Source organism: Halobacterium sp. R2-5, from assembly GCF_011734195.1.
Classification (GTDB): Archaea; Halobacteriota; Halobacteria; order Halobacteriales; family Halobacteriaceae; genus Halobacterium.
The window spans coordinates 708,208-730,374 of the sequence record NZ_JAANTH010000002.1 but is presented as its reverse complement, the minus strand read 5'-3'; the positions used below and the strand labels follow the sequence as shown (position 1 = coordinate 730,374).

The window sequence follows — 22,167 nt, the reverse complement described above, 5'->3', positions numbered from 1 at the left end:
TAGTGACCGACATCTCCAAGGAGGCGTTCCACGACGCCCTCGAAGCCGCGGGTCGGCCGGTCGCGACCGCAGCGCAGGTCGCCCGGGAGCTCGACTGCACGCAGGCTGAGGCCGCCGACGCGCTCGCGGAGCTCGCCGAGGCGGGCGACGTGGAGCGCGCGGACGTGGAGAACGACCCCGTCGTGTGGTATCCGCGGGACTGGCTGGAACTCACGGACCGCGAGCGGGTCGTGCCGTTCCCGGACCGCAGGGAAATCGTCGTCGACCAGCCCGCGCAGTTCACGCGCGCGCAGCTGTCGCGGTTCGCGCACCTCGCGGACACCACGCGGACGGGGAGCTACCGGTACGTCGTCCGCGAGGAGGACGTGTGGGCGGCGCCGTTCGAGAGCCTCGACGACTTGCTCGCGGCGATGGACGAGGTGCTGCCGCGGGACTGCCCCGGCCTCAAAGACTGGGTGGAAGAGCAGTGGACGCGCGCGACGCGGTTCCGCCTCGTCACGCACGAGGACGGCTACGTCGTCCTCGAAGCGAAGACAGAGAGCCTGCTGGGGAACGTCGCCGACCAGCACCTCGGCGACGACGTGATTCGCGCGCCGATCTCGGACACGGAGGCGTGGGTCGCCGAAAACAAGGTCGCGGAGCTGAAGCGCACGCTCTACGAGGCCGGCTACCCCGTGCAGGACGACCGCGACCTCGAGACCGGCGAGCCGCTGGACGTCGACCTCGACCTCGACCTCCGGGACTACCAGACCGACTGGGTGGAGCGCTTCGTGGACGCGAGTTCGGGCGTGCTCGTCGGGCCGCCGGGCTCGGGGAAGACCGTCGCCGCGATGGGCGTCCTCGAAGCCGTCGGCGGCGAGACGCTGATCCTGGTGCCGAGCCGCGAGCTCGCGAGCCAGTGGCGCGAGGAGCTGCTCGCGCACACCAGCCTCGAACGCGACCAGATCGGCGAGTACCACGGCGGCACGAAGGAAGTCCGCCCCGTCACCATCGCGACCTACCAGACCGCGGGGATGGACCGCCACCGCCACGTCTTCGACGACCGCGAGTGGGGTCTCATCGTCTACGACGAGGCCCACCACATCCCGAGCGAGGTGTTCCGGCGCTCGGCGGACCTCCAGAGCAAGCACCGCCTCGGGCTCTCCGCGACCCCCGTCCGCGAGGACGACAAGGAGGCGGACATCTACACGCTCATCGGGCCGCCCATCGGCACGGACTGGGACGCACTGTTCGACGCGGGCTACGTCGCGGAGCCCACCGTCGAGATTCGGTACGTGCCGTGGCGCGACGACGACGCGCGCTACGAGTACGCCGCCGAGAGCGGGCACACGCGCCGCCGCCTCGCCGCGGAGAACCCCGCGAAAGACGAGGAGGTGGAGCACTTGCTGCGCCAGCACGGCGACAAGCAGGCGCTCGTGTTCGTCGACTACCTCGAACAGGGCGAGCGCCTCTCCGAGGCCATCGACGCGCCGTTCGTCAGCGGGGAGACCCGCCACGCCGAGCGCGAAGCGCTGTTCGACCGGTTCCGCACGGGCGCGCTGGACACGCTCGTCGTCTCCCGCATCGGCGACGAGGGCATCGACCTGCCGGACGCCGAGCTCGCGATCGTCGCGTCCGGACTCGGCGGCAGCCGCCGGCAGGGCGCCCAGCGCGCCGGCCGGACGATGCGTCCGGGCGGTCAATCGCTGCTGTTCGTGCTCGCGACCCGCGGCACCGAGGAGGAGGACGACGCCCGCAGCCGGATGCGCCACCTCGCCGCGAAGGGCGTCCGCGTCACGGAGTCCGGCAGCGAGCAGGCGGTCGGCAGCGAGGACTGAGTGAATCGCGGGCTTCAAGCGGCCGGCGAGCGGACTTCCGACGATGACCGAGTTCCCGTTCGCGACCGCCGTCGACGTGCGCTACCAGGACCACGACACCCTCGGGCACGTGAACAACGCCGCCTACGTCACGTACCTCGAGGAGGCCCGCGTGGACTACTTCGCCGAGCACGCGGACTTCGAGTTCGAGGACCTCTCGATGGTCGTCGCGCACCTCGACGTGGACTTCTACCAGCCGGTCGCGCACGCCGACGAGGTCGAGGTCGCCGTCGCCGTCACGGGCGTCGGCGGGTCGAGTTTCACGATGGCGTACGAGGTCCGCGACGAAGGGACGGTCGCCGTCGAAGCCGAGTCCGTACAGGTCACCATCGACGAGGAGACTGGCGAGAGTCGGCCGGTCCCCGAGTCGTGGCGGGACGCGTTCGCGGCCGCCGAGGCCTGACTACGCGGGGCCCGTCGCCGGGAACGCTTCGAGGCGTGCGAGAACCGTGTCGACGACGTCCGCGTCGAACGTCCAGAAGCCGAAGAACTGGCCGTCCTGGCGTTCCTCCGCGAGCAGCGCGCGCTTGTCCGCGTCCGCGTCGGCGTCCAGCACCACGAACCAGGTGTCCGTGATTTCGCCGTCCTCGTAGGCGTGGATCCGGTGGGCGTCCGTCGGTACGTCCCAGTTCGGCCGGCCGTAGATGTGGGTCTCCACGCCGGCCGCGGCGAGGCGCTCGTAGAGGCCGTACTGCGGGCGGAGGTTCGACAGCCGCTGGAAGCCCGCGTGCAGCCGCCCGCCGAACTGGTGGGCGCTGGACTCGATTTCCCGGGACGCGACGACCATCCGGTCGCGGCCGTAGTTCGTGAACACGGACTGGTCGACGTGTCGGAGCAAGTCCGGGTACTCGATGTCGCCGGGGTCGTCCACGGTCACGAGCGGCGAGTCCGGGCGGACGACCCGGTAGAGCTCGCCGAACGACGCCGCCGCGACGTACTCGGCGTCGTCGTGGAGCACGACGAAATTCCGCGGGACGCCGTCGTCGGTCGCGGCCCGCCGCAGGTCCACGGACTGCACGTCGAAGTACGACTGGACGTCCCCGAGCGCGGTCCGCGGCACGTCGACGTTGTACAGCGTCAGCGTGAGCGCGCGCTCGTCGACCTGGTCGACGATGTCCGGCAGCGCGGGCGCGTCCTCAGCCATCGCTGTCACCGTATCGGCGACACCTCATAAATCCGCGTGGCGGAGCGAACTCCGCCGAGAATCAGTCGCGTGAGGACCGCGACACTCGCGACTGGACTCACGGACCGACGGAAAACAGACTGCGACCGCGACTCGACGCTCGTTACTCCTCGTCCGGCACGTCGAAGTCGTGGAAGTGCTCGCCTTTCTCCTTCGAGAGGATGTTGAGCGCGGCCGCCGCGCCGTCGCCCGCGGCGATGATGGCCTGCCACTCCTCGGCGCGCACCATCGCGCCCGTCGCGTACGCGTCGTCGACGCTGGTCTCCATGTCGACGTCCACGTCGACGACGTCCTCGTCCGTAAACGCACAGCCGAGGTCCTCGGCGAGCTCGCGGTTCGCGCCCGTCGCGAGCACGACGTAGTCGGCCTCGTACTCGTCGTCGTCGGTCGTCACAGCGAACCCGTCACCGGACTGCTCGACGCCCGTGACCTCCTCGCCCTGGCGGCGGTCGACGCCGAACTCGTCGACCTGGTCGCGGCTGTCCTCCACGAACTCCGTGCCCCCGACGGACTCGATGCCGAGGTAGTTGTAGAGGTGGGCCTTGTGCATCCACGTCTCGTCGGTGTCGAAGACGACGGTGTCGAGGTCGTTCTTCGCGGTGAACAGGGCGGCGCCCAGGCCGGCGGGACCCCCGCCGGCGACGATGACGTCTGTCATACGCCACTAGTCGCCCGCTCTACCGATAAAGCTACGGCCCGTCGAGAATGTCGCGGGTTCTCCGGTGGCGGTACCAGAACATCGGCGCGAGCCCGAAGCGTGCGGCCTCGTCGCCGAGCCGGCCCGCGGGCGTCCGGTACTTCACGCGGTCCCGCAGCAGCGTCTGCTCGCCGTCCGCGTACAGCGCGTGCGTGTGCTCCCACTCCGGGAACGGCCCGTCCTCCATCACGTCCACGAAGTACGCGGTGTCCTCGCGCTCCTCGCGCTCCGTGATGTACGATACCCACGCCTGCCGCGGCCCGACGCCGAACGGCCGGACGGACGCGTGAATCCGCGTGCCCTCCGTCAGCACGTCGCTGTCCCCGCCGCCCTCGGGGCGCTCGATGCGCTCGACGCGGAGATTCAGCCACGCCGGCGTCAGCGCCAGCAACCCCTCCTCGGTGGAGTGGAACGCCCAGGCCTCGGACAGCGGCGCGCGAACCCGCAGCTCCCGCTCGAAAGTCGCCATACGAGTGCTTGGGGCGGCCGGCGCAAAACTCCGGCGGCGAGCGGCGTTACTTCAGACGCTCCTGGAGGAAAGACGGGTGGGCGGCGGTGACGCCGTCGATACCGAGGATGTCGTCGCTGATGACCTCGCCGAGCGCGTCGCCGTCCGCGGCGCGGACCTCCGCCATCAGCATGTGGTCGCCGCTAGAGGTGTACAGCGCGTGGACTGCGTCCAGTTCCTTCAGCGCCCGCGTCGCCTCCACGTACCGCTCGGAGGCGACGTCGATACCAACGAGCGAGATGGACTGACTGGAGAGTTTCTTCGGGTCGACGTCTGCGGAGTACCCGACGATGACGCCCTCGTCTTCGAGTTTGTCGATGTACTTCCGGACCGTCGGCTTCGAGACGTCCGCGCGCGCGGCGATGTCGGCGTACGACGCCTGCGCGTCCTCCTCGAGCGCGGCGAGGATTCGGTCTTCCGTCGATTCGGTGCTCACACCCCTCATTTTGGCGCCTGTGAAAAAATATCTTCCGAACGGGAAAGTCGCGTGGCGTGCTCGCGAAGCGACACGTCGAGCGCGCAAACGACCTGGTATCGGCGTCGCTGTTCGACGTCCCACGGCCGGCGTTACTACTGGGAGGGACGACGGCACTACCGCAAAAATGGGCGATTAGCGGGCCGAGAGGTTACTTGTGGCGTTCGATGAGGTCGTACGAGCGCTCCCACTCGTAGTCGTCGTCGAAGTACCGCTCGGCGAGCGGCTCTTCGGGCATGTCGCCGCGAGAGCGTTTCTCCTGCTGGTAGGAGTTCCGGTCCTCCTCCTTGTAGTACCGGCCGGTGAGGACGGTGCCCTCGTGGAGGGCGTTCTCCGTCTCGTACATCATGTCGGCGGCCTCGCGACGGTCAGTGACGTCGAAGTCGTAGTCGTCGCTGTCCTGCACGTCGACGTACGGGACGTACTGCTTGGCGTCCTTGTTCCACGTCGGGCACTGCGTGAGGAAGTCGACGTGCGAGAAGCCGTCGTGCTCCATGGCCTCGACGAGGATCTCCTGGGCCTGGTTCGGGTTCACGGCCGCCGTGCGGGCGATGTAGGACGCGCCCGCCGACAGGCTCATCGAGAGCGGCCGAACCGGGTCCTTCGCGTTCCCGTGAGGCTGAGTCTTCGACTTGTGACCCTTCGGCGACGTCGGGGACGTCTGGCCCTTCGTCAGGCCGAAGATCTCGTTGTTGAACACGATGTAGGTCATGTCGTGGTTCTCGCGGGCGGTGTGCGTGAAGTGGTTCCCGCCGATGCCGTAGCCGTCGCCGTCGCCGCCCGCCGCGACGACCTCGAGGTCGTCGTTGGCGAGCTTCGCGGCGCGGGCCACGGGCAGCGAGCGACCGTGAATCGTGTGGAAGCCGTAGCTCTCGAAGTAGCTGTTGAGCTTCCCCGAGCAGCCGATGCCGGTGCACAGCAGGACCTCCTCGGGGTCCTTGCCGAGCTCCGCCATCGCGCCCTTCAGCGCCTTCAGGACGCCGAAGTCGCCACAGCCCGGACACCACGTCGGCTGCGGCTCGACGCCGGGCGTGAACTCGTCCCGTTCGACCTCCCTATCCTCTCCGATCGCGCTGAATGCCTTGCTCATGGGTTAGTCACCTGCCGCGGGTTCGAGGGTGGTCTGGGCGGTCGGTTCGCCGCCGCCGTTCTGTTCGAGCTCGACCGCTTCGACGATCTCCGCGGGCTCGAACGGATTGCCGTTGTACTTCAGGAGGCTGGAGAGCTTCCCGCCGAAGTCCCCGACCTCCTTCTGGATGAGGCCGCGGAACTGCTTCGTCACGGACATCTCCACGACGATGGCCTCGTCGACGCTCTCGACGAACTCCCGGACGCGCTCGGCCGGGAACGGGGAGAGGTCGCTGACGCCCAGCGCCTTCACGCTGTTCCCGTCGTCGTTCAGCCGCCGGACCGCCTCCTCGACGGTGCCCTGCTGGCTGCCCCAGACGATGAGGCCGAAGTCCGCGTCCTCGTCGCCGTAGACGACCTGCTGGTCGCGCTCGTCGAGGTCGTCGCGGATGGCGTCGACCTTCTGGACGCGCCGGTCCATCTGCGCGGTCCGGTTGTCCGGGTCCTCCGCGATGTGGCCGGTCGGCCAGTGCTCGTTGCCCGTCGCGAGGAAGCGTCCGCCCTTCTGGCCGGGAATCGAGCGCGGGCTGACGCCGTCCTCGACGTCGTGCTGGAAGCGCTTGAACTTCCCAGTCGCGTCGTGGGCGGCCTCCGCGATCTCGTCCTCCGTGAGCGTGCTCCCGAGCGTCGGGTTCGGCTCGCGGTCGAAGAACGAGGCGTCCACGTTCCGGTACTCGCCGGAGAGCTTCTGGTCGTAGACGACGATCGCCGGAATCTGGTACTCGTAGGCGATCTCGAACGCCGTCCGGGTCTGCTCGTAGCACTCCTTCGGGTCGCTCGGACCGAACGCTACGCGGTGGCTGTCGCCCTGACTCGTGTACAGGACGTGCTCGAGGTCAGACTGCTCGGGCTTCGTCGGCATCCCCGTGGAGGGACCCGCGCGCATCGCTTCGAGCAGGACCAGCGGCGTCTCCGTCATCTCCGCGAGCCCCAGCGGCTCGCTCATCAGCGCGAAGCCGCCGCCGGACGACCCGGACATCGACTTCACGCCCGCGTGGCTCGCGCCGACCGCGAGCGCCGCCGCGGCGATCTCGTCTTCGACCTGCTCCGAGATCCCCCCCATGTCGGGGAGCGTCTGGCTCATGATGGTGAAGGCGTCCGTCCACGGCGTCATCGGGTAGCCGGAGATGAACCGGCAGCCAGCGTCGATGGCCGCGTACGCCACGCCGTGGCTCCCGGAGACGAGGACCTGGTCCTCGTCGTGTTCGCCCTGCGGGACCGTCAGGTCCGGGTGGTCGTCGATCTCGTTGACCTGCTCGTAGGCGTCGTGCAGGACTTTGAGGTTCTGCTCGAGGATGTCGCCGCCCATCGCGTCCGACATCAGGTCCTCGATGTGCTCGAGGTCCATGTCGACGAGCGCCGCGGTGGCGCCGACACCGGCCGTGTTCCGCATGACCTCGCGGCCGTGCTCCTTCGCGAGGCCGCGGAGGTCGAGCGGGTAGACGTGCCAGTTGTTCTCCTCGGCGCGCTCCTCGAAGTTCGGGATGTCCGCCTCGTCGAGCAGGCCCTCGTCGTAGACGATGACCCCGCCCTCGCGGAGGTCGTCGAGGTTCTCCGCGAGCGGCTTCACTTCCTCGTCGCCGTAGACGGCGTTCTCGCTGGGGTTGCGCGCGAACGAGTCCCCGAGCGCGAGCAGGAAGTTGTAGCCGTCCCCGCGGGACGTTACGTTGCCGTCCCGGGCCCGAATCTCCACGTACGTGTGGCCGCCGCGGATGCGGGACGGGTAGTGCCGGTGCGTGAAGACGTCGAGGCCCGAACGCATCAACGCCTTCGCGAAGTTCTGGCTCGTGGAGTCGATTCCGTCGCCGGAACCCCCCGCCACTCGCCAAATGAGTTCGTCATCAGTCATAGTGTAACCTCTGGCCCGTGCTCGGACCGTTAGTAGGGTGTAGGACTGACCCACACTAAATCGTTTGCCATCCATTATCACGGAAAGATGATTAAGGACTGCCGCAGACCGGCGGAAAACCGCGTCGTCGCGGGGAGAACGCTGGCAGACACGCCGATTATAATACTTGAAATTTAGCTATGAAATTTTATGTAGTAGATAGTGGGTTCAATTGAGAGTAGCGTGAAAGCAGCTTGGTTGTTCGCCGCGTGTCTCGTCCTCGCGGCCGTCACGACCCCAGGCACAGCCGCGTCGACCGGTGTCGACGCATCGAACAAAGCGCCGCTCGCCGACGCGGGCCTCGACCAGACGGTTACCCGCGGAACCACAGTCTACCTCGACGCCGGCGGGTCCCGCGACCCCGACGGCACCATCGAGCGCTACGACTGGACCGTCGCCGCCGAGTCCGGTGACGTCACGAACGCCACCACACCGACTTGCAGCGACTGCGAACAGACGCAGTTCTCAGCCGAAGCCACGGGCACGTACCGCGTCACGCTCGCCGTCACCGACGACGACGGCGCCACGACGACGGACACTCTCTACGTCACTGTCAAACCCGGCGATCCGCCAACCGCGTCGCTCGCGTCACCGACAGAGACGACCATCGGCGACCCGGCGCGGTTCACCGTCGACGCCGACGCCGGTAGCGCACCGCTCGACAGACTCGTCTGGAGCGTCGACGGCGAACACGTCGCGACGGAGTCGGTCTCCGGCGACGCGACGACGACCACGCGAACGGTCCGCTTCCCGACGACGGGCACGCACACCGTCTCCGTCGCCGCCGTCGACGAAGACGACCAGCGCGACACCGCGAAGAGCCCCATCACCGTCACTGACCCAACTGACGGGGGCACCTCGACCGACGACACCGCGACGGGAGGCAGTAACGCCGACGTCGATGGCCCGCAGGTCATCACGGGACACGGTGATCTGACTGCCGAGTACGAACTCACGAACGACGCGTCCGGGGTGTGGATGCAGGACGGACGGCAGGTCGCCCGCGGCACCACCACTACGCGTTCGTTCACTCCCGGCGTCCACGAGCTCTACGCCGCGACAGACGGCGACGTCGCCACGTTCTCGGACGGGACCCGGACCGTCGTCGCGGACCCCGCACCCGAACTGACGACTGTCGAAGTCGAGAACAACAGCGTCGCCCCCGTCACCATCGAAGCCACCGACGACTACGAGAACCTCCAGACCGTGACGGTGCACGTCGACGGCGAGCAGGTTGAGACGTTCGCCACGGACGGCCGCGACGGCCGTAAAGGCGGGGACAAACTGGCCGCGAAGACGTATCTCGACTCACTCGAACCGGGCGACCACACGATCACGGTACGCGCTCGCGACGCTCGCGGACAGACCGACGTCGCCATCCGAACCGTGGCGGTACCTGGACCACCAGAAGTCGTGTCGGCAGGCTTCGTTCGGGACGGCCCACTCGACCAGTACCACCCACGCATCGACGAGTCGAGGTACACGGCGACCTACCGCGTGAAAGTCGATTTGAACGGTGTGGAGCCGGGGAAAATAGAGGCCATTATACGCGTGACTGGAGCAGGGGAAAATTCAGAATTAAAGAAATCAGTTGATGAGAAAGGTTACCTAATTCTCGAGAAGTCGTCATACAGGGAGCGAATAGCAGACATTAGCGGCTTCTCGGAGGTTCGGTGGCGCGTAAATGATTACACCAACCGAACGAGCGATTCAGTTCCGGTCACGCTCTCATCACCGGAGATTCGTATGGAGACCATCGATCCGCAAACGGAACACAATCGGTTGCGGGGGATCGTGTTCGACGCGCGGAAATCCTTCGACCCCGACGGTTCTCCGTTAGAGTACCACTGGTACGGGGTCGATGCGGGCCGAAATCAGTCTCGAATCGGGATTGAGGTGACGAATACCGTGTGGCTACAACTGGTCGACGGTCAGCAGCAGACGACGAACTCGTCCGGTCTACTCGATTGGTTCGCTCCGGAACTCGAAGACCCGACGATCGAAGAAAGTGGCCCGTTCTATCCGAACGAGACTATTACTGTTTCGGTGAAATCCGAACGCTACTACCTGTCGAGGGCGACGTACAAAGAGAAACTCTCGTTCGGCGTTCGCCCGGAACACGGGTCCGTAGTCGATCGGGTGAATAGCAAAGAGAGGCCAGGAGAAGTCGCCGATCCAGACCCGGAAGGCAGAGGGCGATGGCACCACTGGACGGTCGAAATTCCGGCGAAGGCGTTCCGTGATGGCCCGGTTAACCTGTCGTCGTATCCCACGCTTCACCCGCAGATGGAGTACACCACGACGGTACCGCAGCCCGTGGTGTACGCATCCGCGTACAGCGAGATAGCGGACGTCTCAACGTCGGTGTCGTATCTCGTCGAGCGACCCGAACACACCGTTCGAAGAACGGCTAACGAGGGGGTTCGAGACGACCTCGTGGATTCTGGATACCACGTCCAGCAGGTGAATCAAGCAGGCCGCGAATTCCAGTTGGAGAAGTACGTAAAGACCGACCCCGTCGAGTACGATGTGGACAAGATGCGGTTCTACGAGCGAGGACGTAGAGAGTTCTTCCTAGAAACGCATCCCGAGTGGTCGGCGGACGGCACGACGACTGAGAAATATACGTGGACGACGACCGAGAACGAGTGGCGGTCCAACCGCGGCGGTTCTGGAACCTTCACGGGGGACACGCGGCAGAAGCTCGTCCGCGACGGGAAGTACCGGACGGAGAAGGAGTTCCGGTACGAGACGACCGAGACCTACGAGACGACCGAAACGTACGAGGACACGTATACGACTGAGGAGTCGAAAATCGTCTACAAAGAGAAGTGCGGGATGTTCGGCTGCATGTCGTATCAGACGACCGAGACAGTGACTGAGGAGCATACGGTAACCCGCACGAAGGAAGTCACACGAAGTCGGACCGTCGAGGAGACATACTGGTCAACACATCCTTGGAGCTATTCGCACGAGTACACGGGCGATATGCGTCACGTGACAGTCCGTGAACCGGAGTACGAGCGCCAGTACGAGTACGAAGTGGAACACGAACGCTCGGAGATGCGAGACGTGTACTTGGCGGAGAACCGCACGCTCGTCGACCCAGCCTCGTACGAGTGGCAGCCGTGGAAAACCGTACACAGCGAAATCATGGCTGAGAGTGCGGCTAACTCTCGTGACGTTCGAATCGCGGACATCGTGCCCAGTCAGCAGTGGGTTCTCAGTAAGCAGACCGGAACGAGGACGGCGGAAGTCGGTAGTCTCAACGACGGAGACTCAGTAGTCGAGACAGTCGGCCGAGCGAACGTTACGCTCACGAAGTACGTCACACGTGAAGATACGAAGCGGTTGCCGGAGATGGAGAGCCGAGAGGTCTCCCGGATAGTCGAACACACGGAAGACGGAGTTATTAGTGTAGAAAGAATTGAAGATATATTAACGGAGAAAATAGAGGAAAAGTATGGCCGGTAAGAATGTCTTCCTCGTCGTCCTCGTTGTACTCTCTCTAGCTATCGTTCCAAGCGCTACTGCGGTTCCGACAGATCAATCTGAAAGTCCGTGTGAGGATGCAAAGAAACATAGAGCAGTTGATATAGATAAAGAATTTAACTTACATGTAGAGTTCTTTGTAAGTTTTTTAGAGACTGCTAACCGCGTCTGTGTTGGGGTCGAAAATAAAGGAGGGATGAAGTACCCAAGTGAATTTGGGCTATGGGTTGACGGTGTTGGATTTAGTCCTGAGATGCCAGAGTTAGAGGGTGGAGAATCGAAATTTGTATCGAAGAATGTGACCAGTTATCTTGACACAACTCAAGATAACCACTCAGTACGTATAGTTGCGAGTGAACGGGAGTTCATGTTCAATTTCACACACCACCTGAACGCGTCGAGTCCCGACGTTCCAACTCCGTATGTGAGTGATGTCCAGGTAGTTCGAAGCGAGAACTCGACAGAGCTCGTCTCTACCGTCCACAATCCGGGGGAGCGAGCGTACGCACTCCACGTGCGCGCAGAGACGTTTGAAACTCAGGGCGAGTTCGAGATCGGCGCGCCGCAACCCGGGAGTTCGAGCGAGTTCAGATTCGAGCTCGACGAAGCCCCGGACGACGTCGTCGCAGGCAAGGTGATGGTGTTCAACGACACCGGCCAGCCGGAGGGAAAGTTCGACCAGAAGGAGTTCATGGCGAAACCGAACGAGACAGCGAACGCGTGGGACGACCACTTCGAGCAAATGCCGGGCGGCACGGCCGACGTCAGTTACAGCAACGAGACGGCGCGCCAGTACCGCGAGGGGTACGTCGACGACGAAGCGCTATCCCCGACGGAACGGCGTGCGGGTGCGGTGCTCGTCGTCTTGGCGTTGGTCGGAGCGGTCCTCTGGCGGCGAAGATAGGGGCTACCGCTCGATGCCGCCCTGCTCGGAGATCTGGAGGATGTTCCGCATGTTGAGGTAGACGTGCTGGGCGTCGACATCCTCGCCGTCGTCGTAGATGTCGCTGACGCGGTGGACGATGGCGGCGACGCGTTCGGCTTCCTCGGAGTCGTTCTCGCGGAGTTCGTCGGCGACCTCGCGGAGCGCGTCGCGTTTCTCGGCGTCGTCGAAGTCAGACATGAGGAGTCGTCAGTGTTTGGCTGGCCCGCTGGCGTTGCGGCGGTGGACGAGGCCGATCATGTCGGCGGTTTCGGCGACGAATTCGCGGAGCGCTTCGCCGGTCTGGTTGTCGTCGTCGAGGACGACCGGCGCGCCCTGGTCGCCGCCCTGGCGGACGCTGGGGTCGAGGGGGATGGAGCCGAGGAACGGGAGTTCGTTCTCGTCGGCGAAGTCCTTGCCGCCGCCGCTGCCGAAGATGTCGTGGGTGCCGCCGCAGTCGGGGCAGACGAACCCGCTCATGTTCTCGGCGATGCCGAGGACGGTGGTGTCGTGGCGGCCGAACATGCGGAGGCCCTTGCGGGCGTCGTCGACGGCGACGTCCTGCGGGGTAGTGACGACGACGGCGCCGGTGAGGGGGACCGTCTGGAGCATGGTGAGCTGGGTGTCGCCGGTGCCCGGGGGGAGGTCGACGACGAGGTAGTCGAGGTTCCCCCACTCGACGTCCTCGACGAGCTGCGTGAGGACCTTGTGGACCATGGGGCCGCGCCAGATGACGGGGTCGTCTTCGCCGACCATGAACGCCATGCTCATGAGTTTCATGCCGTGTCGCTCGGGCGGGACGATGGTGTCGCTCTCGGTGGCGCGGGGGTGGTCGTCGGCGTCGACCATCCGGGGGACGTTGGGGCCGTAGATGTCGGCGTCGAAGAGGCCGACGCGCGCGCCGCGGTCGGCGAGGCCGGCAGCGAGGTTGACCGCGACGGTGGACTTGCCGACGCCGCCCTTGCCGGAGGCGACGGCGATGACGTTCTTGACGCCGGGGAGGACGTCGCCGCCGCTGCGGTCGGGGATGGCGGCGGTGAGGTCGGTTTCGAGGCCGGCGTCTTCGAGAACTTCGCGGACGCGGCCGGCGATGTCCGTCTCCGTGGGAGAGTACGGCGCGCCGAGCGCGAGCGAGATTGTGACTTTGTCCCCGTCGACGTCGAGGTCGTTGACGAGGCCGAGTGAGACGATGTCGTCGCCGAGCGACGGGTCCTCGACGTCGCGGAGGAGGTCCCGTACGTCGTCTTCGTTCATGGCCGCGAGTAGGCGGTGGTGCGCCGATAAGGGTTGTGTCGAACGAACGTGCGGCCGGAACCTCACGCCGCGCCAGGAACGTAACTACAGACGGTTACGAAATCGCCGCTTCCACCCACGAGTTTAAGCGTCTGTACGTGCGACAGTCTCGCATGCTCTCGGACTCGTTCGGGCGTGAGGTCTCCGGCGTCCGGGTCTCCCTCACGGATCGCTGTAACTTCGACTGCGTCTACTGTCACAACGAGGGACTGGGGGACACACGCGGCCCGATGGACCCGCGCGACCACGAAATGAGCGCGGACGACGTCGTGCGGTTCCTCGAAGTGGTCGAGGAGTTCGGCGTCGAGAAGGTGAAGCTCACGGGCGGGGAGCCGATGCTCCGCGACGACTTAGCGGAGATCATCCGGCGCACGCCCGACTCGATAGAGGTGTCGATGACGACGAACGGCACGTTCCTGCCTGGGCGCGCGGCGGACCTCGTTGACGCGGGCCTCGAGCGCGTGAACGTCTCCCAGGACGCCCTCGACGCGGAGGACTTCAAGGCGCTCACGAAGAGCGGCGCCTACGAGAAAGTCCTGGAGGGTGTCGAGGCCGCCGTGGACGCGGGCCTCGACCCGGTGAAGCTCAACATGGTCGTGTTCCGCAAGACGGCGGGCTACGTCCCGGAAATGGTCGACCACGTCGCCGAGAACGACGCGCTCCAGCTCCAGCTCATCGAGTACATGCCCGAAATCGCGGGCCACCCGGAGTGGGCGGTGGACATCGACGACGTCCACGGCTGGCTCGAGGAGCGCGCCGACCGCGTCGAGCACCGCGAGATGCACGACCGGCGACGGTACTGGGTGAACGGTGGGATGGTCGAAATCGTCGACCCCGTGGGGAACGAGGAGTTCTGCGCGAACTGTCACCGCGTGCGCGTCACGCACGAGGGCTACCTGAAAGGGTGTCTGAACCGGAACGACGACCTGCGGTCGATGGGCGAGATGTCCAAGCCCGAGATCCGGGAGGCGTTCCGGGAGACCGTCGAGAACCGCGTGCCGTACTACGGCGAGTACATGGTAGAGGACGGCGACGGCGGCTGGGAGGTCAACGACGAGTACATCGAAGTCGTCTGACGCGTTCGGCGACAGTATCTGGTAGTCATCCGCACGGCGTCCGGGCCACCTTTCGTGACGTTTAAGTACGGGCCGCGATTTCTCACGAACGCAGTCACTGTAGGGGCGCCGGGTCCCGAGTCCGAGAGGGCGAAGATACACCCGAAAGCGTGTCGTGGTAGCCTAGCCTGGTCAAGGCGCAGGGTTGCTAACTCTGTGGCGTAAGCCTCCGGGGTTCAAATCCCCGCCACGACGCCTTTCCACACAACACCAAAACATGAGTTCGGAAGAACAAGACGCGGACGAGGACATTCAGTACTTCGTCCGCATCGGGCAGACAGACCTCGACGGCACCAAGACCGTCGAGCGTGCGCTCGCGGAACTCGACGGCGTCGGCCGACGAGTGTCGCGAGTCGTCGCGGAGAACGCGGACGTCGACCGCACCGCGACGATTGGCCGTCTCGATGACGACGTCATCGAAGACATCAAGACGGCCGTCAACGAGTTCGCGGACCACGCTCCGGAGTGGCTCGTGAACCGTCGGAAGGACTTCTACTCCGGCGAGACTCAGCACGTCACCGGCAACGACGTCGACCTGACGCGCGACCAGGACATCAACCGGATGCAGATGATTCGGTCCTACAAGGGCATCCGACACGAGCGCGGGCAGAAGGTCCGCGGTCAGCGCACCAAGTCCACCGGTCGTACGGAAGGTACCATCGGCGTCAACGTCGAGGCTATCAAGGAAGAACAGGCAGAAGAAGCAGCGGGTGAGGAAGAATAATGGCGCTCCCCGGTGAGAACACCAAGTTCTACGAGACGCCGAACCACCCCTACCAGGGCGAACGCATCTCCGAGGAGAGCGACCTGCTCTCCCGGTACGGCCTGAAGAACAAAGAAGAGCTGTGGCGGGCGCAGTCTCAGCTGCGGAACTTCCGCCGCGAGGCGCGCCGCCTGCTCGGTCGGACCGAGGAGGCCAGCGGCGAGGAGTTCGTCTCCCGCCTGCAGCGCATCGGCGTGCTCTCCAACCAGGAGAGCCTCGACGACGTCCTGTCGCTCGACGTGACGGACGTCCTCGAACGCCGCCTCCAGACGGTCGTCTACCGAGAGGGCCTCGCGAACACTGTCGGGCAGGCCCGGCAGTTCATCTCCCACGGCCACGTCACGGTCGACGGGAGCCGCGTCACGGAGCCCTCCTACACGGTCGAGGTCTCCGAGGAGGACGCCATCACGTTCGACGAACGAAGCGACCTCACAGACGAACTGCACCCGGCTCGCGCCGGTGCACAGGAGTAACACAATATGGCTGACGACACCAAATGGGGCATCGCGCACATCCACGCCTCGTTCAACAACACCATCATGACCGTCACCGACGAGACGGGCGCCGAGACGCTCGCAAAGTCCAGCGGCGGCACGGTGGTCAAGCAGAACCGTGACGAGGCGTCGCCGTACGCCGCGATGCAGATGGCCGAACAGCTCGCCGAAGACGTCTTAGACCAGGGCATCGAGAAGGTGCACGTTCGCGTGCGCGGCCCGGGTGGCAACCTCCAGCGCAGCCCGGGTCCGGGCGCGCAGGCCGCCATCCGCGCGCTCGCTCGCGCCGGTCTCGAGATCGGTCGCATCGAGGACGTGACGCCCGTCCCCCACGACGGGACGCGTCCGCCGAAGAACAGCGGGTACTAAGCATGAGCACGGACTTCGACGTCGAATTCATCGACCGCGACGACCGGGAAGCCCGGTTCGTCGTCCGCAACATCACGCCGGCGTTCGCGAACGGCATCCGTCGCGCCATCCTGGCCGACGTGCCGACGCTGTCCATCGACAGCGTGCGATTCGTCGAGAACTCCAGCGTGATGTTCGACGAACAGCTCGCGCTGCGCCTCGGCCTCGTCCCGCTGACGACGCCCGAGGACTTCGCGGAGGGCGACACGGTCACGCTCGCGCTCGACGTCGAGGGCCCGGGGACGGCGTACTCCGGGGACCTGGTCTGTCAGGACCCCGAGGTCGAGGCCGCCGACACGAACATCCCCATCATCGAGCTGAAAGACGATCAGCGCCTCGAACTGGAGGCCGACGCGAAGCTCGGCTACGGCCGCGACCACGCCAAACACCAGGGCGGCGTCGCGGTCGGCTACCGGCACCTCCAGCGCGTGAACGTCGTCGGCGACGTCGACGAGTACGCCGACGAGGAGCGACAGATGCTCCGCGGCGTCATCGAGGAGGACGGCGAACTCGTGCCGACCGACGACTTCGACAACGACCTCTCGAACCGGTACCCCGGCAAGGAGGTCGAGGTCGAGGACGTCCCCGGCGCGTTCGTCTTCCACGTCGAATCCGACGGCTCGATGCCCGTCACCGAGCTGGTGCTCCGTGCGGTCGACTCCCTGGTCGACCGCGCGGACGAACTCGAACAGGCAGTCCAACTGTAACATGATCGCTCCGACCCACACTACCGCGCCGACGCCCACTCCTGCCCCTGGAGCCTCGGGCCCGGCAATCGAAATCGGTAAGAAGGGTCGGGAGCTACAGAGAAGCGAAGCGCCATCGCGGCCGTGCAGGGATAGCCAAGTTAGGCCAAAGGCGCAGCGTTCAGGGCGCTGTCCCGTAGGGGTTCGCAGGTTCAAATCCTGCTCCCTGCACTCGACTTCTCACAACTTTCCAGGAGTACGAGCATGAGTAAGACAAGTCCGAGACTCAGCAGTCTCATCGCCGAACTGAAGTCCGTCGCCCGAGATTCGGGCGCGGACGTCTGGCACGACGTCGCGGGTCGGCTGGAGAAGCCGCGCCGCACGCACGCCGAGGTGAACCTGAGTCGCATCGAACGTTACGCGAACGAGGACGAGACCGTCGTCGTCCCCGGCAAGGTGCTGGGGTCCGGCGCGCTCCGCAAGTCCGTCACCGTCGCTGCCGTGGATTTCTCCGGCAGCGCGGAGACGAAGATCGAGCACGCCGACGGCGAGGCCGTCCACCTAGAACAGGCAGTCGAACAGAACCCCGAAGGCTCCGACGTGCGGGTGATTCGATGAGTCTCGCGGAATTCGACGCCGACGTGGTCGTCGACGCGCGGGACTGCATCATGGGCCGCGTGGCGAGCAACGTCGCCGAGCGCGCCCTCGACGGCGAGTCGGTCGCCGTGGTGAACGCCGAGCAGGCGGTCATCACCGGTACGGAGGAGGACATCTTCGAGACGTACAACAAGCGCGCGGAGGTCGGCTCCGACAGCGGGCCGTACTACCCGAAGCGCCCGGACGGCATCGTCAAGCGCGCCATCCGCGGCATGCTGCCGTACAAGCAGCAGGACGGCCGCGAGGCGTTCGAGAACGTCCGCGTGTACGTCGGCAACCCGTTCGACGAGGACGGCGAAGTCGTGGAGGGGACGTCGCTGGACCGACTCTCCACGATCCGGTTCGTCACCGTCGGCGCGGTCTCAGAGGAACTCGGTGCTAACGTCACATGGTAACCAACACATCCGGCAAGAAGAAGACGGCAGTCGCTCGCGCGACCGTGAGCGACGGAGAGGGTCGTGTGCGAATCAACTCCCAGCCCGTCGAGCTCGTCGAGCCGGAGATGGCGCGCCTGAAGATGCTGGAGCCGTTCCGCATCGCGGGCGACGACCTCCGGGACGACGTGGACGTCGACATCGACGTCTCCGGCGGCGGCTTCGCGGGCCAGGCGGACGCGGTCCGCACCGCCATCGCTCGCGGGCTCGTCGAGCACTACAGCGACGCGGAACTCCGGGACGCGTACCGGGAGTTCGACCGCAGTCTGCTGGTCAACGACGTCCGGCAGTCCGAATCCAAGAAGTGGGGCGGCCCCGGCGCTCGCGCTCGCTACCAGAAGTCCTACCGCTGAGGTGATACATCCATGATGGTACCAGTCCGGTGTTTCAGTTGCGGTAACGTCGTCGGCGAGTACTGGGAGGAGTTCAAGGCGCGAGCCGAAACCCACGACGGCGACGAGGACCCAGCTGACGTGCTGGACGACCTCGGCGTGGACCGGCACTGCTGCCGCCGGATGCTCATCGCCCACCAGGACCTCGTCGACGTGGTCTCGCCCTACCAGTAATGAGCGAAACACAACACTTCAATCGGTACGAGAAGGCCCGCATCATCGGTGCGCGAGCGCTGCAGGTGTCGTACGGGGCGCCCGTGCTGGTCGACACCGACCAGACGGAACCCATCCTCATCGCGGCCGAGGAGTACGACGAGAAGGCGCTCCCGTTCACCGTTCGGAGGGACAACTGAGATGACGCGCATCGAGTCCGTCCGGTTCCGACCGATTCTCGACTCCCGCGGCAACAAGACCGTGGAGGCGGAGGTCGTGACCGAGGACGGCGGGTTCGGCCGTGCGGCGGCGCCGTCCGGCGCCAGCACGGGCGAACACGAGGCCGTCGAACTCCCCGTCGAGGAGGCCATCGCGGCGGCACGCGAGCACGTCGCACCCCGCCTCGAAGGCCGGGAGTTCGCCGGCGACCAGCGCGGCGTCGACGCCGCGCTCCACGCGGCTGACGGCACGGAGGACTTCTCCGACGTCGGCGCGAACAGCGCCGTCGCCGTCAGCATGGCGGCCGCGAAGGCCGCCGCGGACGTGCTCGGTGCGCCGCTGTACCAGCATCTCGGCGGCGCGTTCCGCGGTCGGAACTTCCCGGTGCCGCTCGGGAACGTCGTCGGCGGCGGCGAACATGCCGCGGACGCGACCGCGATTCAGGAGTTCCTCGCCGCTCCGGTCGGCGCGCCGAGCGTCCGACAGGCGGTGTTCGCGAACGCCGCCGTCCACGAGCGCGTGGGCGAACTCCTCGAGGAACGCGGCGAGGCCGCCGCGAAGGGCGACGAGGGCGCGTGGGCGCCGTCTATCGACGACGCCGAGGCGTTCGAAATCGTCGACGAGGCCACCGGGGACGTCGCCGAGGAGTTCGGCTTCGACGTCACGTTCGGTCTCGACATGGCGGCCGCCGAGCGCTACGAGGACGGCGAGTACGTCTACGGCGACGAGGTCCGCTCCACGGAGGAGCAGATCGAGTACGTCGCCGGGCTGGTCGAGGAGTACGACCTCGCGTACGTCGAGGACCCCCTCGACGAGAACGACTTCGAGGCGTTCGCGACGCTGACCGAGCGCGTCGGCGACGAGACGCTCGTCTGCGGGGACGACCTCTTCGTGACGAACGTCGAGCGCCTCCGCGACGGCATCGAGGTCGGCGCGGCGAACAGCATCCTCGTGAAGCCCAACCAGATCGGGACGCTCTCGGACGCGTTCGACGCGATCGAGCTGGCGACCCGGAACGGCTACGAGGCCGTGGTCTCCCACCGCAGCGGCGAGACCGAGGACACGACCATCGCACACCTCGCCGTGGCGGCCGACGCCCCGTACATCAAGACGGGGACGGTCGGCGGCGAGCGAACCGCCAAGCTGAACGAACTCATCCGCATCGCGGACGAAGCATGAGCGAGAACGAATCCGACACAGAGGCCGACCTCGAGGACGCCCCGGACGAGCAGGCAGCGGAGTCTGCCGCCGAGGCCGCCGAGAGCGACGCCCAGACAGACGAACAGCCCACCGAAGAGGAGCCGGGAGCGGCGGCCACCGAGGACGTCATGTCCGACGAGGAGGCCGACCTGCTCATCCCCGTCGAGGACTACCTCGGCGCCGGCGTCCACATCGGTACCCAGCAGAAGACCAACGACATGGACCGGTTCATCCACCGCGTCCGCACCGACGGCCTCTACGTGCTCGACGTCTCGAAGACGGACGATCGCATCCGCACGGCCGCGGACTTCCTGGAGAACTACGACCCCGAGCAGATTCTGGTCACGTCCAGCCGCCAGTACGGTCGCTTCCCCGCGGAGAAGTTCGCGGAAGCGGTCGGCGCGCGCGCCCGGACCGGCCGCTTCATCCCGGGGACGCTGACGAACCCGCAGTACGACGGCTACATCGAGCCGGACGTCCTCGTCGTCACCGACCCCATCGGTGACGCGCAGGCCGTCAAGGAGGCGATCACGGTCGGCATCCCCGTGATCGCGATGTGCGACTCGAACAACCAGACGAGCAACGTCGACCTCGTCGTCCCGACGAACAACAAGGGCCGTCGCGCGCTCTCCGTGGTCTACTGGCTGCTCGCCAACGAGACCCTGGACCGCCGCGGCGCCGAGCCGACGTACGCCCTCGAAGACTTCGAGGACGGACTGTAACCCGGCTTCTCGACGTTGTACTTTTCCACGGAGCTTCGCCGACCAGCGACGGCTGTAGCTACCGCGAGACGACGCCGAGGTAGCCGTCGAGGCCGTCGACGAAGCGAACGCGCTTCCCGAACCACTCGCGGCCGCCGTCGAGGGGGTGCTGGTGGCGGGCGTCGTCGACGTCCGCGCTCAACAGCACGGTCGCCGGACACGGCCCGAATCTGTCGAGGCGGTCGCGGACGCGCCCGCCGTCCGGCTCGCAGAGCACGACGTCCTGGCCGGGGAAGCGAGCGAGCTCGCCGTACGTGTCGTCGTAGTCGCGCTCGGGGTTCGGGAGGCGGTAGAGCCGCTGGAAGCGCTCGGCGGTGGCGTCGAGGTCGCCGGTCGCGAGCACGACCCACGAGATGCCCGAGACCGGTGACCCGTACAGTTCGCTGTCGGGGACGCGGTACTCGCGGGGCGTGCGGTCGCTGACGACGAACGGCAGGAGGTGCTCGTCCTGCGGGCCGAGGAAGGCGTTGTCCCACTCGACGAGCGTGCCGTCCGGGCGCTCGCGGCTGCCGTGGGAGGGGCCGTGGACTTCCACGTCCTGCTCGATGACGCGCTGACACTCGGCGTGGACGCTGCCCGTCTCGACGCACCAGTCGGTCGGCCCGCCGAGCGGGTCGGCGTGCTCGAAGAACTCGCCCCACCACGCGGGATCCTCGCGGGTGGGCGCGACGAGTTCGAGGTAGGAGCCGTCGGGCAGCACGAGCGCCGCCATCTCCGTGCCGGCGTCGGGGTGTTCGCCGCCGTAGGTCGGGTCGAAGCCGGCGGATTCGAAGCGCTCGACGATGGCGTCTAACTCCGCGGCGGCGAACGGCACGTGGTCGATGACGGGGCGCATACCGCCACGTTGACGGTGCGCACGCAAAAGTTTGCGGCGACGCTCGCCGGGGCTGATAGCCCGGCGTGCCGGTTCAGTAGAGCCCGCCGTCGGACGTCGTCGCGTCGGCCGACGAGCCGTTGATCTTCGAGCCGTCAGGCGCGACCAACCACCACACGTCGCCGACGCCCTGTCCCGACGTGTCGCCGGGCCCGCTGTCGCTCGCGTAGTGGTACAGCGGCCGACCGCCGGCCGTCACCTGTGTCCCGCCGTCGTCGCGCTCGGTCGTGCCGAGGTCCGCCTCGACGCCGGCCCCGGCCGTGGGGTCGCCGTCGACGGTCAGCGGCGGCCACGTACTCGCGCAGTCGTCGTAGCACGACGATTCGCCGGCGGGGTCTTCGTCGAAGACGTAGAGGCTGACTCCCTCGGCGTCCACCAGTACGTCCCCGTAGTCGTCGGTCGATTCGACCGCGACGGTGGTCGAACTGTTCGCCTCCGTCGTCTCGTCACCGCCGCCGTCGGCGCCGGTCGTACAGCCGGCGAGTGTCCCGACTGCGCCGGCGCCGAGGACGGCGAGCAGGCGTCTCCGGAGCACGTGCGTTACTTGGTAACACTTCTAGATAGCTGTT

The 22,167-nt window shown here is 66.4% G+C and carries 26 protein-coding genes and 2 tRNA genes; 18 read left to right on the top strand and 10 right to left on the bottom strand.

Annotated features, from left to right (window positions below):
- Window positions 1–2 precede the first annotated feature (2 nt).
- Both G9C83_RS12505 and G9C83_RS12500 read left to right on the top strand, forming a co-directional pair.
- The gene (locus G9C83_RS12505; RefSeq protein WP_167246467.1) at window positions 3–1,817 is read left to right on the top strand and encodes a DEAD/DEAH box helicase; all 1,815 of its coding nucleotides are present in this window, start codon (window positions 3–5) and stop codon (window positions 1,815–1,817) included.
- 43 nt (window positions 1,818–1,860) lie between these two features.
- A complete protein-coding gene (locus G9C83_RS12500; protein ID WP_167246466.1) occupies window positions 1,861–2,259 on the top strand; it encodes a thioesterase family protein in 399 nt (132 codons plus the stop codon).
- Here the strand turns inward: G9C83_RS12500 and G9C83_RS12495 are convergent, their stop codons facing one another.
- From G9C83_RS12495 to G9C83_RS12470, 6 genes are all read right to left on the bottom strand, one after another.
- Complete coding sequence (locus tag G9C83_RS12495) at window positions 2,260–3,000, bottom strand: histidine kinase (RefSeq protein WP_167246465.1); 741 nt, start codon at window positions 2,998–3,000, stop codon at window positions 2,260–2,262. It lies immediately after the preceding gene.
- Window positions 3,001–3,142: 142 nt separating this feature from the next.
- Window positions 3,143–3,697, bottom strand: a complete 555-nt coding sequence (locus G9C83_RS12490; RefSeq protein ID WP_167246464.1) for an FAD-dependent oxidoreductase — start codon at window positions 3,695–3,697, stop codon at window positions 3,143–3,145.
- Between the two features lie 31 nt (window positions 3,698–3,728).
- Window positions 3,729–4,205, bottom strand: coding sequence for an SRPBCC family protein (locus G9C83_RS12485; protein ID WP_167246463.1), 477 nt, complete (start codon window positions 4,203–4,205; stop codon window positions 3,729–3,731).
- A gap of 46 nt (window positions 4,206–4,251) precedes the next feature.
- Window positions 4,252–4,680, bottom strand: a complete 429-nt coding sequence (lrpA1, locus tag G9C83_RS12480) for an HTH-type transcriptional regulator LrpA1 (RefSeq protein ID WP_167246462.1) — start codon at window positions 4,678–4,680, stop codon at window positions 4,252–4,254.
- A gap of 190 nt (window positions 4,681–4,870) precedes the next feature.
- Complete coding sequence (locus tag G9C83_RS12475) at window positions 4,871–5,809, bottom strand: thiamine pyrophosphate-dependent enzyme (protein WP_167246461.1); 939 nt, start codon at window positions 5,807–5,809, stop codon at window positions 4,871–4,873.
- A gap of 3 nt (window positions 5,810–5,812) precedes the next feature.
- Window positions 5,813–7,696, bottom strand: a complete 1,884-nt coding sequence (locus tag G9C83_RS12470; protein ID WP_167246460.1) for a 2-oxoacid:acceptor oxidoreductase subunit alpha — start codon at window positions 7,694–7,696, stop codon at window positions 5,813–5,815.
- Window positions 7,697–7,897: 201 nt separating this feature from the next.
- Between G9C83_RS12470 and G9C83_RS12465 the strand changes: the two genes are divergently transcribed.
- Window positions 7,898–11,209, top strand: coding sequence for a PKD domain-containing protein (locus tag G9C83_RS12465; RefSeq protein ID WP_167246459.1), 3,312 nt, complete (start codon window positions 7,898–7,900; stop codon window positions 11,207–11,209).
- Window positions 11,199–12,131 carry a hypothetical protein gene (locus tag G9C83_RS12460; protein ID WP_167246458.1) on the top strand — a complete coding sequence of 311 codons (933 nt, stop codon included), beginning with the start codon at window positions 11,199–11,201 and terminating at the stop codon, window positions 12,129–12,131. The genes G9C83_RS12465 and G9C83_RS12460 overlap by 11 nt, the downstream gene beginning before the upstream one ends.
- Window positions 12,132–12,134: 3 nt before the next feature.
- Here G9C83_RS12460 and G9C83_RS12455 read toward each other — a convergent pair whose 3' ends face one another.
- Both G9C83_RS12455 and G9C83_RS12450 read right to left on the bottom strand, forming a co-directional pair.
- Entirely contained in the window at window positions 12,135–12,350 is a 216-nt protein-coding gene (locus tag G9C83_RS12455; RefSeq protein ID WP_167246457.1) for a hypothetical protein, read from the bottom strand.
- A gap of 9 nt (window positions 12,351–12,359) precedes the next feature.
- A complete protein-coding gene (locus G9C83_RS12450) occupies window positions 12,360–13,403 on the bottom strand; it encodes an Mrp/NBP35 family ATP-binding protein (RefSeq protein WP_167246456.1) in 1,044 nt (347 codons plus the stop codon).
- A 152-nt stretch (window positions 13,404–13,555) separates the two neighbouring features.
- Between G9C83_RS12450 and moaA the strand changes: the two genes are divergently transcribed.
- The 14 genes from moaA (at window position 13,556) to rpsB (ending at window position 20,685) form a co-directional block, all read left to right on the top strand.
- Window positions 13,556–14,518, top strand: coding sequence for a GTP 3',8-cyclase MoaA (gene moaA / locus G9C83_RS12445; protein ID WP_167246455.1), 963 nt, complete (start codon window positions 13,556–13,558; stop codon window positions 14,516–14,518).
- Between the two features lie 151 nt (window positions 14,519–14,669).
- Window positions 14,670–14,752: transfer RNA gene (locus tag G9C83_RS12440), tRNA-Ser, on the top strand.
- Between the two features lie 22 nt (window positions 14,753–14,774).
- Window positions 14,775–15,281: a 30S ribosomal protein S13 gene (locus G9C83_RS12435; RefSeq protein WP_167246454.1), complete on the top strand. Its 507-nt coding sequence runs from the start codon at window positions 14,775–14,777 to the stop codon at window positions 15,279–15,281.
- Window positions 15,281–15,793: a 30S ribosomal protein S4 gene (locus tag G9C83_RS12430; protein ID WP_167246453.1), complete on the top strand. Its 513-nt coding sequence runs from the start codon at window positions 15,281–15,283 to the stop codon at window positions 15,791–15,793. Before G9C83_RS12435 ends, G9C83_RS12430 begins: the two co-directional genes overlap by 1 nt.
- A 6-nt stretch (window positions 15,794–15,799) precedes the next feature.
- Window positions 15,800–16,183, top strand: coding sequence for a 30S ribosomal protein S11 (locus tag G9C83_RS12425; RefSeq protein ID WP_167246452.1), 384 nt, complete (start codon window positions 15,800–15,802; stop codon window positions 16,181–16,183).
- Between the two features lie 2 nt (window positions 16,184–16,185).
- Window positions 16,186–16,929 (top strand): DNA-directed RNA polymerase subunit D, encoded by a 744-nt coding sequence (locus tag G9C83_RS12420; RefSeq protein ID WP_167246451.1) that lies wholly within the window; start codon window positions 16,186–16,188, stop codon window positions 16,927–16,929.
- Window positions 16,930–17,054: 125 nt separating this feature from the next.
- Window positions 17,055–17,139 (top strand) — tRNA-Leu (locus G9C83_RS12415).
- A 33-nt stretch (window positions 17,140–17,172) separates the two neighbouring features.
- Window positions 17,173–17,526 carry a 50S ribosomal protein L18e gene (locus G9C83_RS12410; RefSeq protein ID WP_167246450.1) on the top strand — a complete coding sequence of 118 codons (354 nt, stop codon included), beginning with the start codon at window positions 17,173–17,175 and terminating at the stop codon, window positions 17,524–17,526.
- Complete coding sequence (locus tag G9C83_RS12405) at window positions 17,523–17,960, top strand: 50S ribosomal protein L13 (protein ID WP_167246449.1); 438 nt, start codon at window positions 17,523–17,525, stop codon at window positions 17,958–17,960. The genes G9C83_RS12410 and G9C83_RS12405 overlap by 4 nt, the downstream gene beginning before the upstream one ends.
- A complete protein-coding gene (locus G9C83_RS12400; RefSeq protein ID WP_167246448.1) occupies window positions 17,954–18,352 on the top strand; it encodes a 30S ribosomal protein S9 in 399 nt (132 codons plus the stop codon). The genes G9C83_RS12405 and G9C83_RS12400 overlap by 7 nt, the downstream gene beginning before the upstream one ends.
- A 12-nt stretch (window positions 18,353–18,364) precedes the next feature.
- A complete protein-coding gene (locus G9C83_RS12395; protein ID WP_167246447.1) occupies window positions 18,365–18,565 on the top strand; it encodes a DNA-directed RNA polymerase subunit N in 201 nt (66 codons plus the stop codon).
- The gene (locus tag G9C83_RS12390; RefSeq protein WP_167246446.1) at window positions 18,565–18,744 is read left to right on the top strand and encodes a DNA-directed RNA polymerase subunit K; all 180 of its coding nucleotides are present in this window, start codon (window positions 18,565–18,567) and stop codon (window positions 18,742–18,744) included. Before G9C83_RS12395 ends, G9C83_RS12390 begins: the two co-directional genes overlap by 1 nt.
- 1 nt (window position 18,745) lies before the next feature.
- On the top strand, window positions 18,746–19,942 hold the full coding sequence (gene eno, locus G9C83_RS12385; RefSeq protein WP_167246445.1) for a phosphopyruvate hydratase: 1,197 nt from the start codon (window positions 18,746–18,748) through the stop codon (window positions 19,940–19,942).
- Complete coding sequence (gene rpsB / locus G9C83_RS12380; RefSeq protein ID WP_167246444.1) at window positions 19,939–20,685, top strand: 30S ribosomal protein S2; 747 nt, start codon at window positions 19,939–19,941, stop codon at window positions 20,683–20,685. The genes eno and rpsB overlap by 4 nt, the downstream gene beginning before the upstream one ends.
- Window positions 20,686–20,743: 58 nt before the next feature.
- On the opposite strand, the gene G9C83_RS12375 is transcribed toward rpsB, so the two are convergent.
- Window positions 20,744–21,559, bottom strand: a complete 816-nt coding sequence (locus G9C83_RS12375) for a VOC family protein (protein WP_208288718.1) — start codon at window positions 21,557–21,559, stop codon at window positions 20,744–20,746.
- Between the two features lie 73 nt (window positions 21,560–21,632).
- Window positions 21,633–22,133 (bottom strand): hypothetical protein, encoded by a 501-nt coding sequence (locus G9C83_RS12370; protein ID WP_167246442.1) that lies wholly within the window; start codon window positions 22,131–22,133, stop codon window positions 21,633–21,635.
- Window positions 22,134–22,167 lie beyond the last annotated feature (34 nt).

Bases quoted from the DNA above. Each gene is read 5' to 3' on its own strand.
- G9C83_RS12500 (WP_167246466.1), top strand. From the start codon at position 1,861: ATGACCGAGTTCCCGTTCGCGACCGCCGTCGACGTGCGCTACCAGGAC.
- G9C83_RS12495 (WP_167246465.1), bottom strand. From the start codon at position 3,000: ATGGCTGAGGACGCGCCCGCGCTGCCGGACATCGTCGACCAGGTCGAC.
- G9C83_RS12490 (WP_167246464.1), bottom strand. From the start codon at position 3,697: ATGACAGACGTCATCGTCGCCGGCGGGGGTCCCGCCGGCCTGGGCGCC.
- G9C83_RS12485 (WP_167246463.1), bottom strand. From the start codon at position 4,205: ATGGCGACTTTCGAGCGGGAGCTGCGGGTTCGCGCGCCGCTGTCCGAG.
- G9C83_RS12475 (WP_167246461.1), bottom strand. From the start codon at position 5,809: ATGAGCAAGGCATTCAGCGCGATCGGAGAGGATAGGGAGGTCGAACGG.
- G9C83_RS12470 (WP_167246460.1), bottom strand. From the start codon at position 7,696: ATGACTGATGACGAACTCATTTGGCGAGTGGCGGGGGGTTCCGGCGAC.
- G9C83_RS12460 (WP_167246458.1), top strand. From the start codon at position 11,199: ATGGCCGGTAAGAATGTCTTCCTCGTCGTCCTCGTTGTACTCTCTCTA.
- G9C83_RS12455 (WP_167246457.1), bottom strand. From the start codon at position 12,350: ATGTCTGACTTCGACGACGCCGAGAAACGCGACGCGCTCCGCGAGGTC.
- G9C83_RS12450 (WP_167246456.1), bottom strand. From the start codon at position 13,403: ATGAACGAAGACGACGTACGGGACCTCCTCCGCGACGTCGAGGACCCG.
- moaA (WP_167246455.1), top strand. From the start codon at position 13,556: ATGCTCTCGGACTCGTTCGGGCGTGAGGTCTCCGGCGTCCGGGTCTCC.
- G9C83_RS12435 (WP_167246454.1), top strand. From the start codon at position 14,775: ATGAGTTCGGAAGAACAAGACGCGGACGAGGACATTCAGTACTTCGTC.
- G9C83_RS12430 (WP_167246453.1), top strand. From the start codon at position 15,281: ATGGCGCTCCCCGGTGAGAACACCAAGTTCTACGAGACGCCGAACCAC.
- G9C83_RS12425 (WP_167246452.1), top strand. From the start codon at position 15,800: ATGGCTGACGACACCAAATGGGGCATCGCGCACATCCACGCCTCGTTC.
- G9C83_RS12420 (WP_167246451.1), top strand. From the start codon at position 16,186: ATGAGCACGGACTTCGACGTCGAATTCATCGACCGCGACGACCGGGAA.
- G9C83_RS12410 (WP_167246450.1), top strand. From the start codon at position 17,173: ATGAGTAAGACAAGTCCGAGACTCAGCAGTCTCATCGCCGAACTGAAG.
- G9C83_RS12405 (WP_167246449.1), top strand. From the start codon at position 17,523: ATGAGTCTCGCGGAATTCGACGCCGACGTGGTCGTCGACGCGCGGGAC.
- G9C83_RS12400 (WP_167246448.1), top strand. From the start codon at position 17,954: ATGGTAACCAACACATCCGGCAAGAAGAAGACGGCAGTCGCTCGCGCG.
- G9C83_RS12395 (WP_167246447.1), top strand. From the start codon at position 18,365: ATGATGGTACCAGTCCGGTGTTTCAGTTGCGGTAACGTCGTCGGCGAG.
- G9C83_RS12390 (WP_167246446.1), top strand. From the start codon at position 18,565: ATGAGCGAAACACAACACTTCAATCGGTACGAGAAGGCCCGCATCATC.
- eno (WP_167246445.1), top strand. From the start codon at position 18,746: ATGACGCGCATCGAGTCCGTCCGGTTCCGACCGATTCTCGACTCCCGC.
- rpsB (WP_167246444.1), top strand. From the start codon at position 19,939: ATGAGCGAGAACGAATCCGACACAGAGGCCGACCTCGAGGACGCCCCG.
- G9C83_RS12375 (WP_208288718.1), bottom strand. From the start codon at position 21,559: ATGCGCCCCGTCATCGACCACGTGCCGTTCGCCGCCGCGGAGTTAGAC.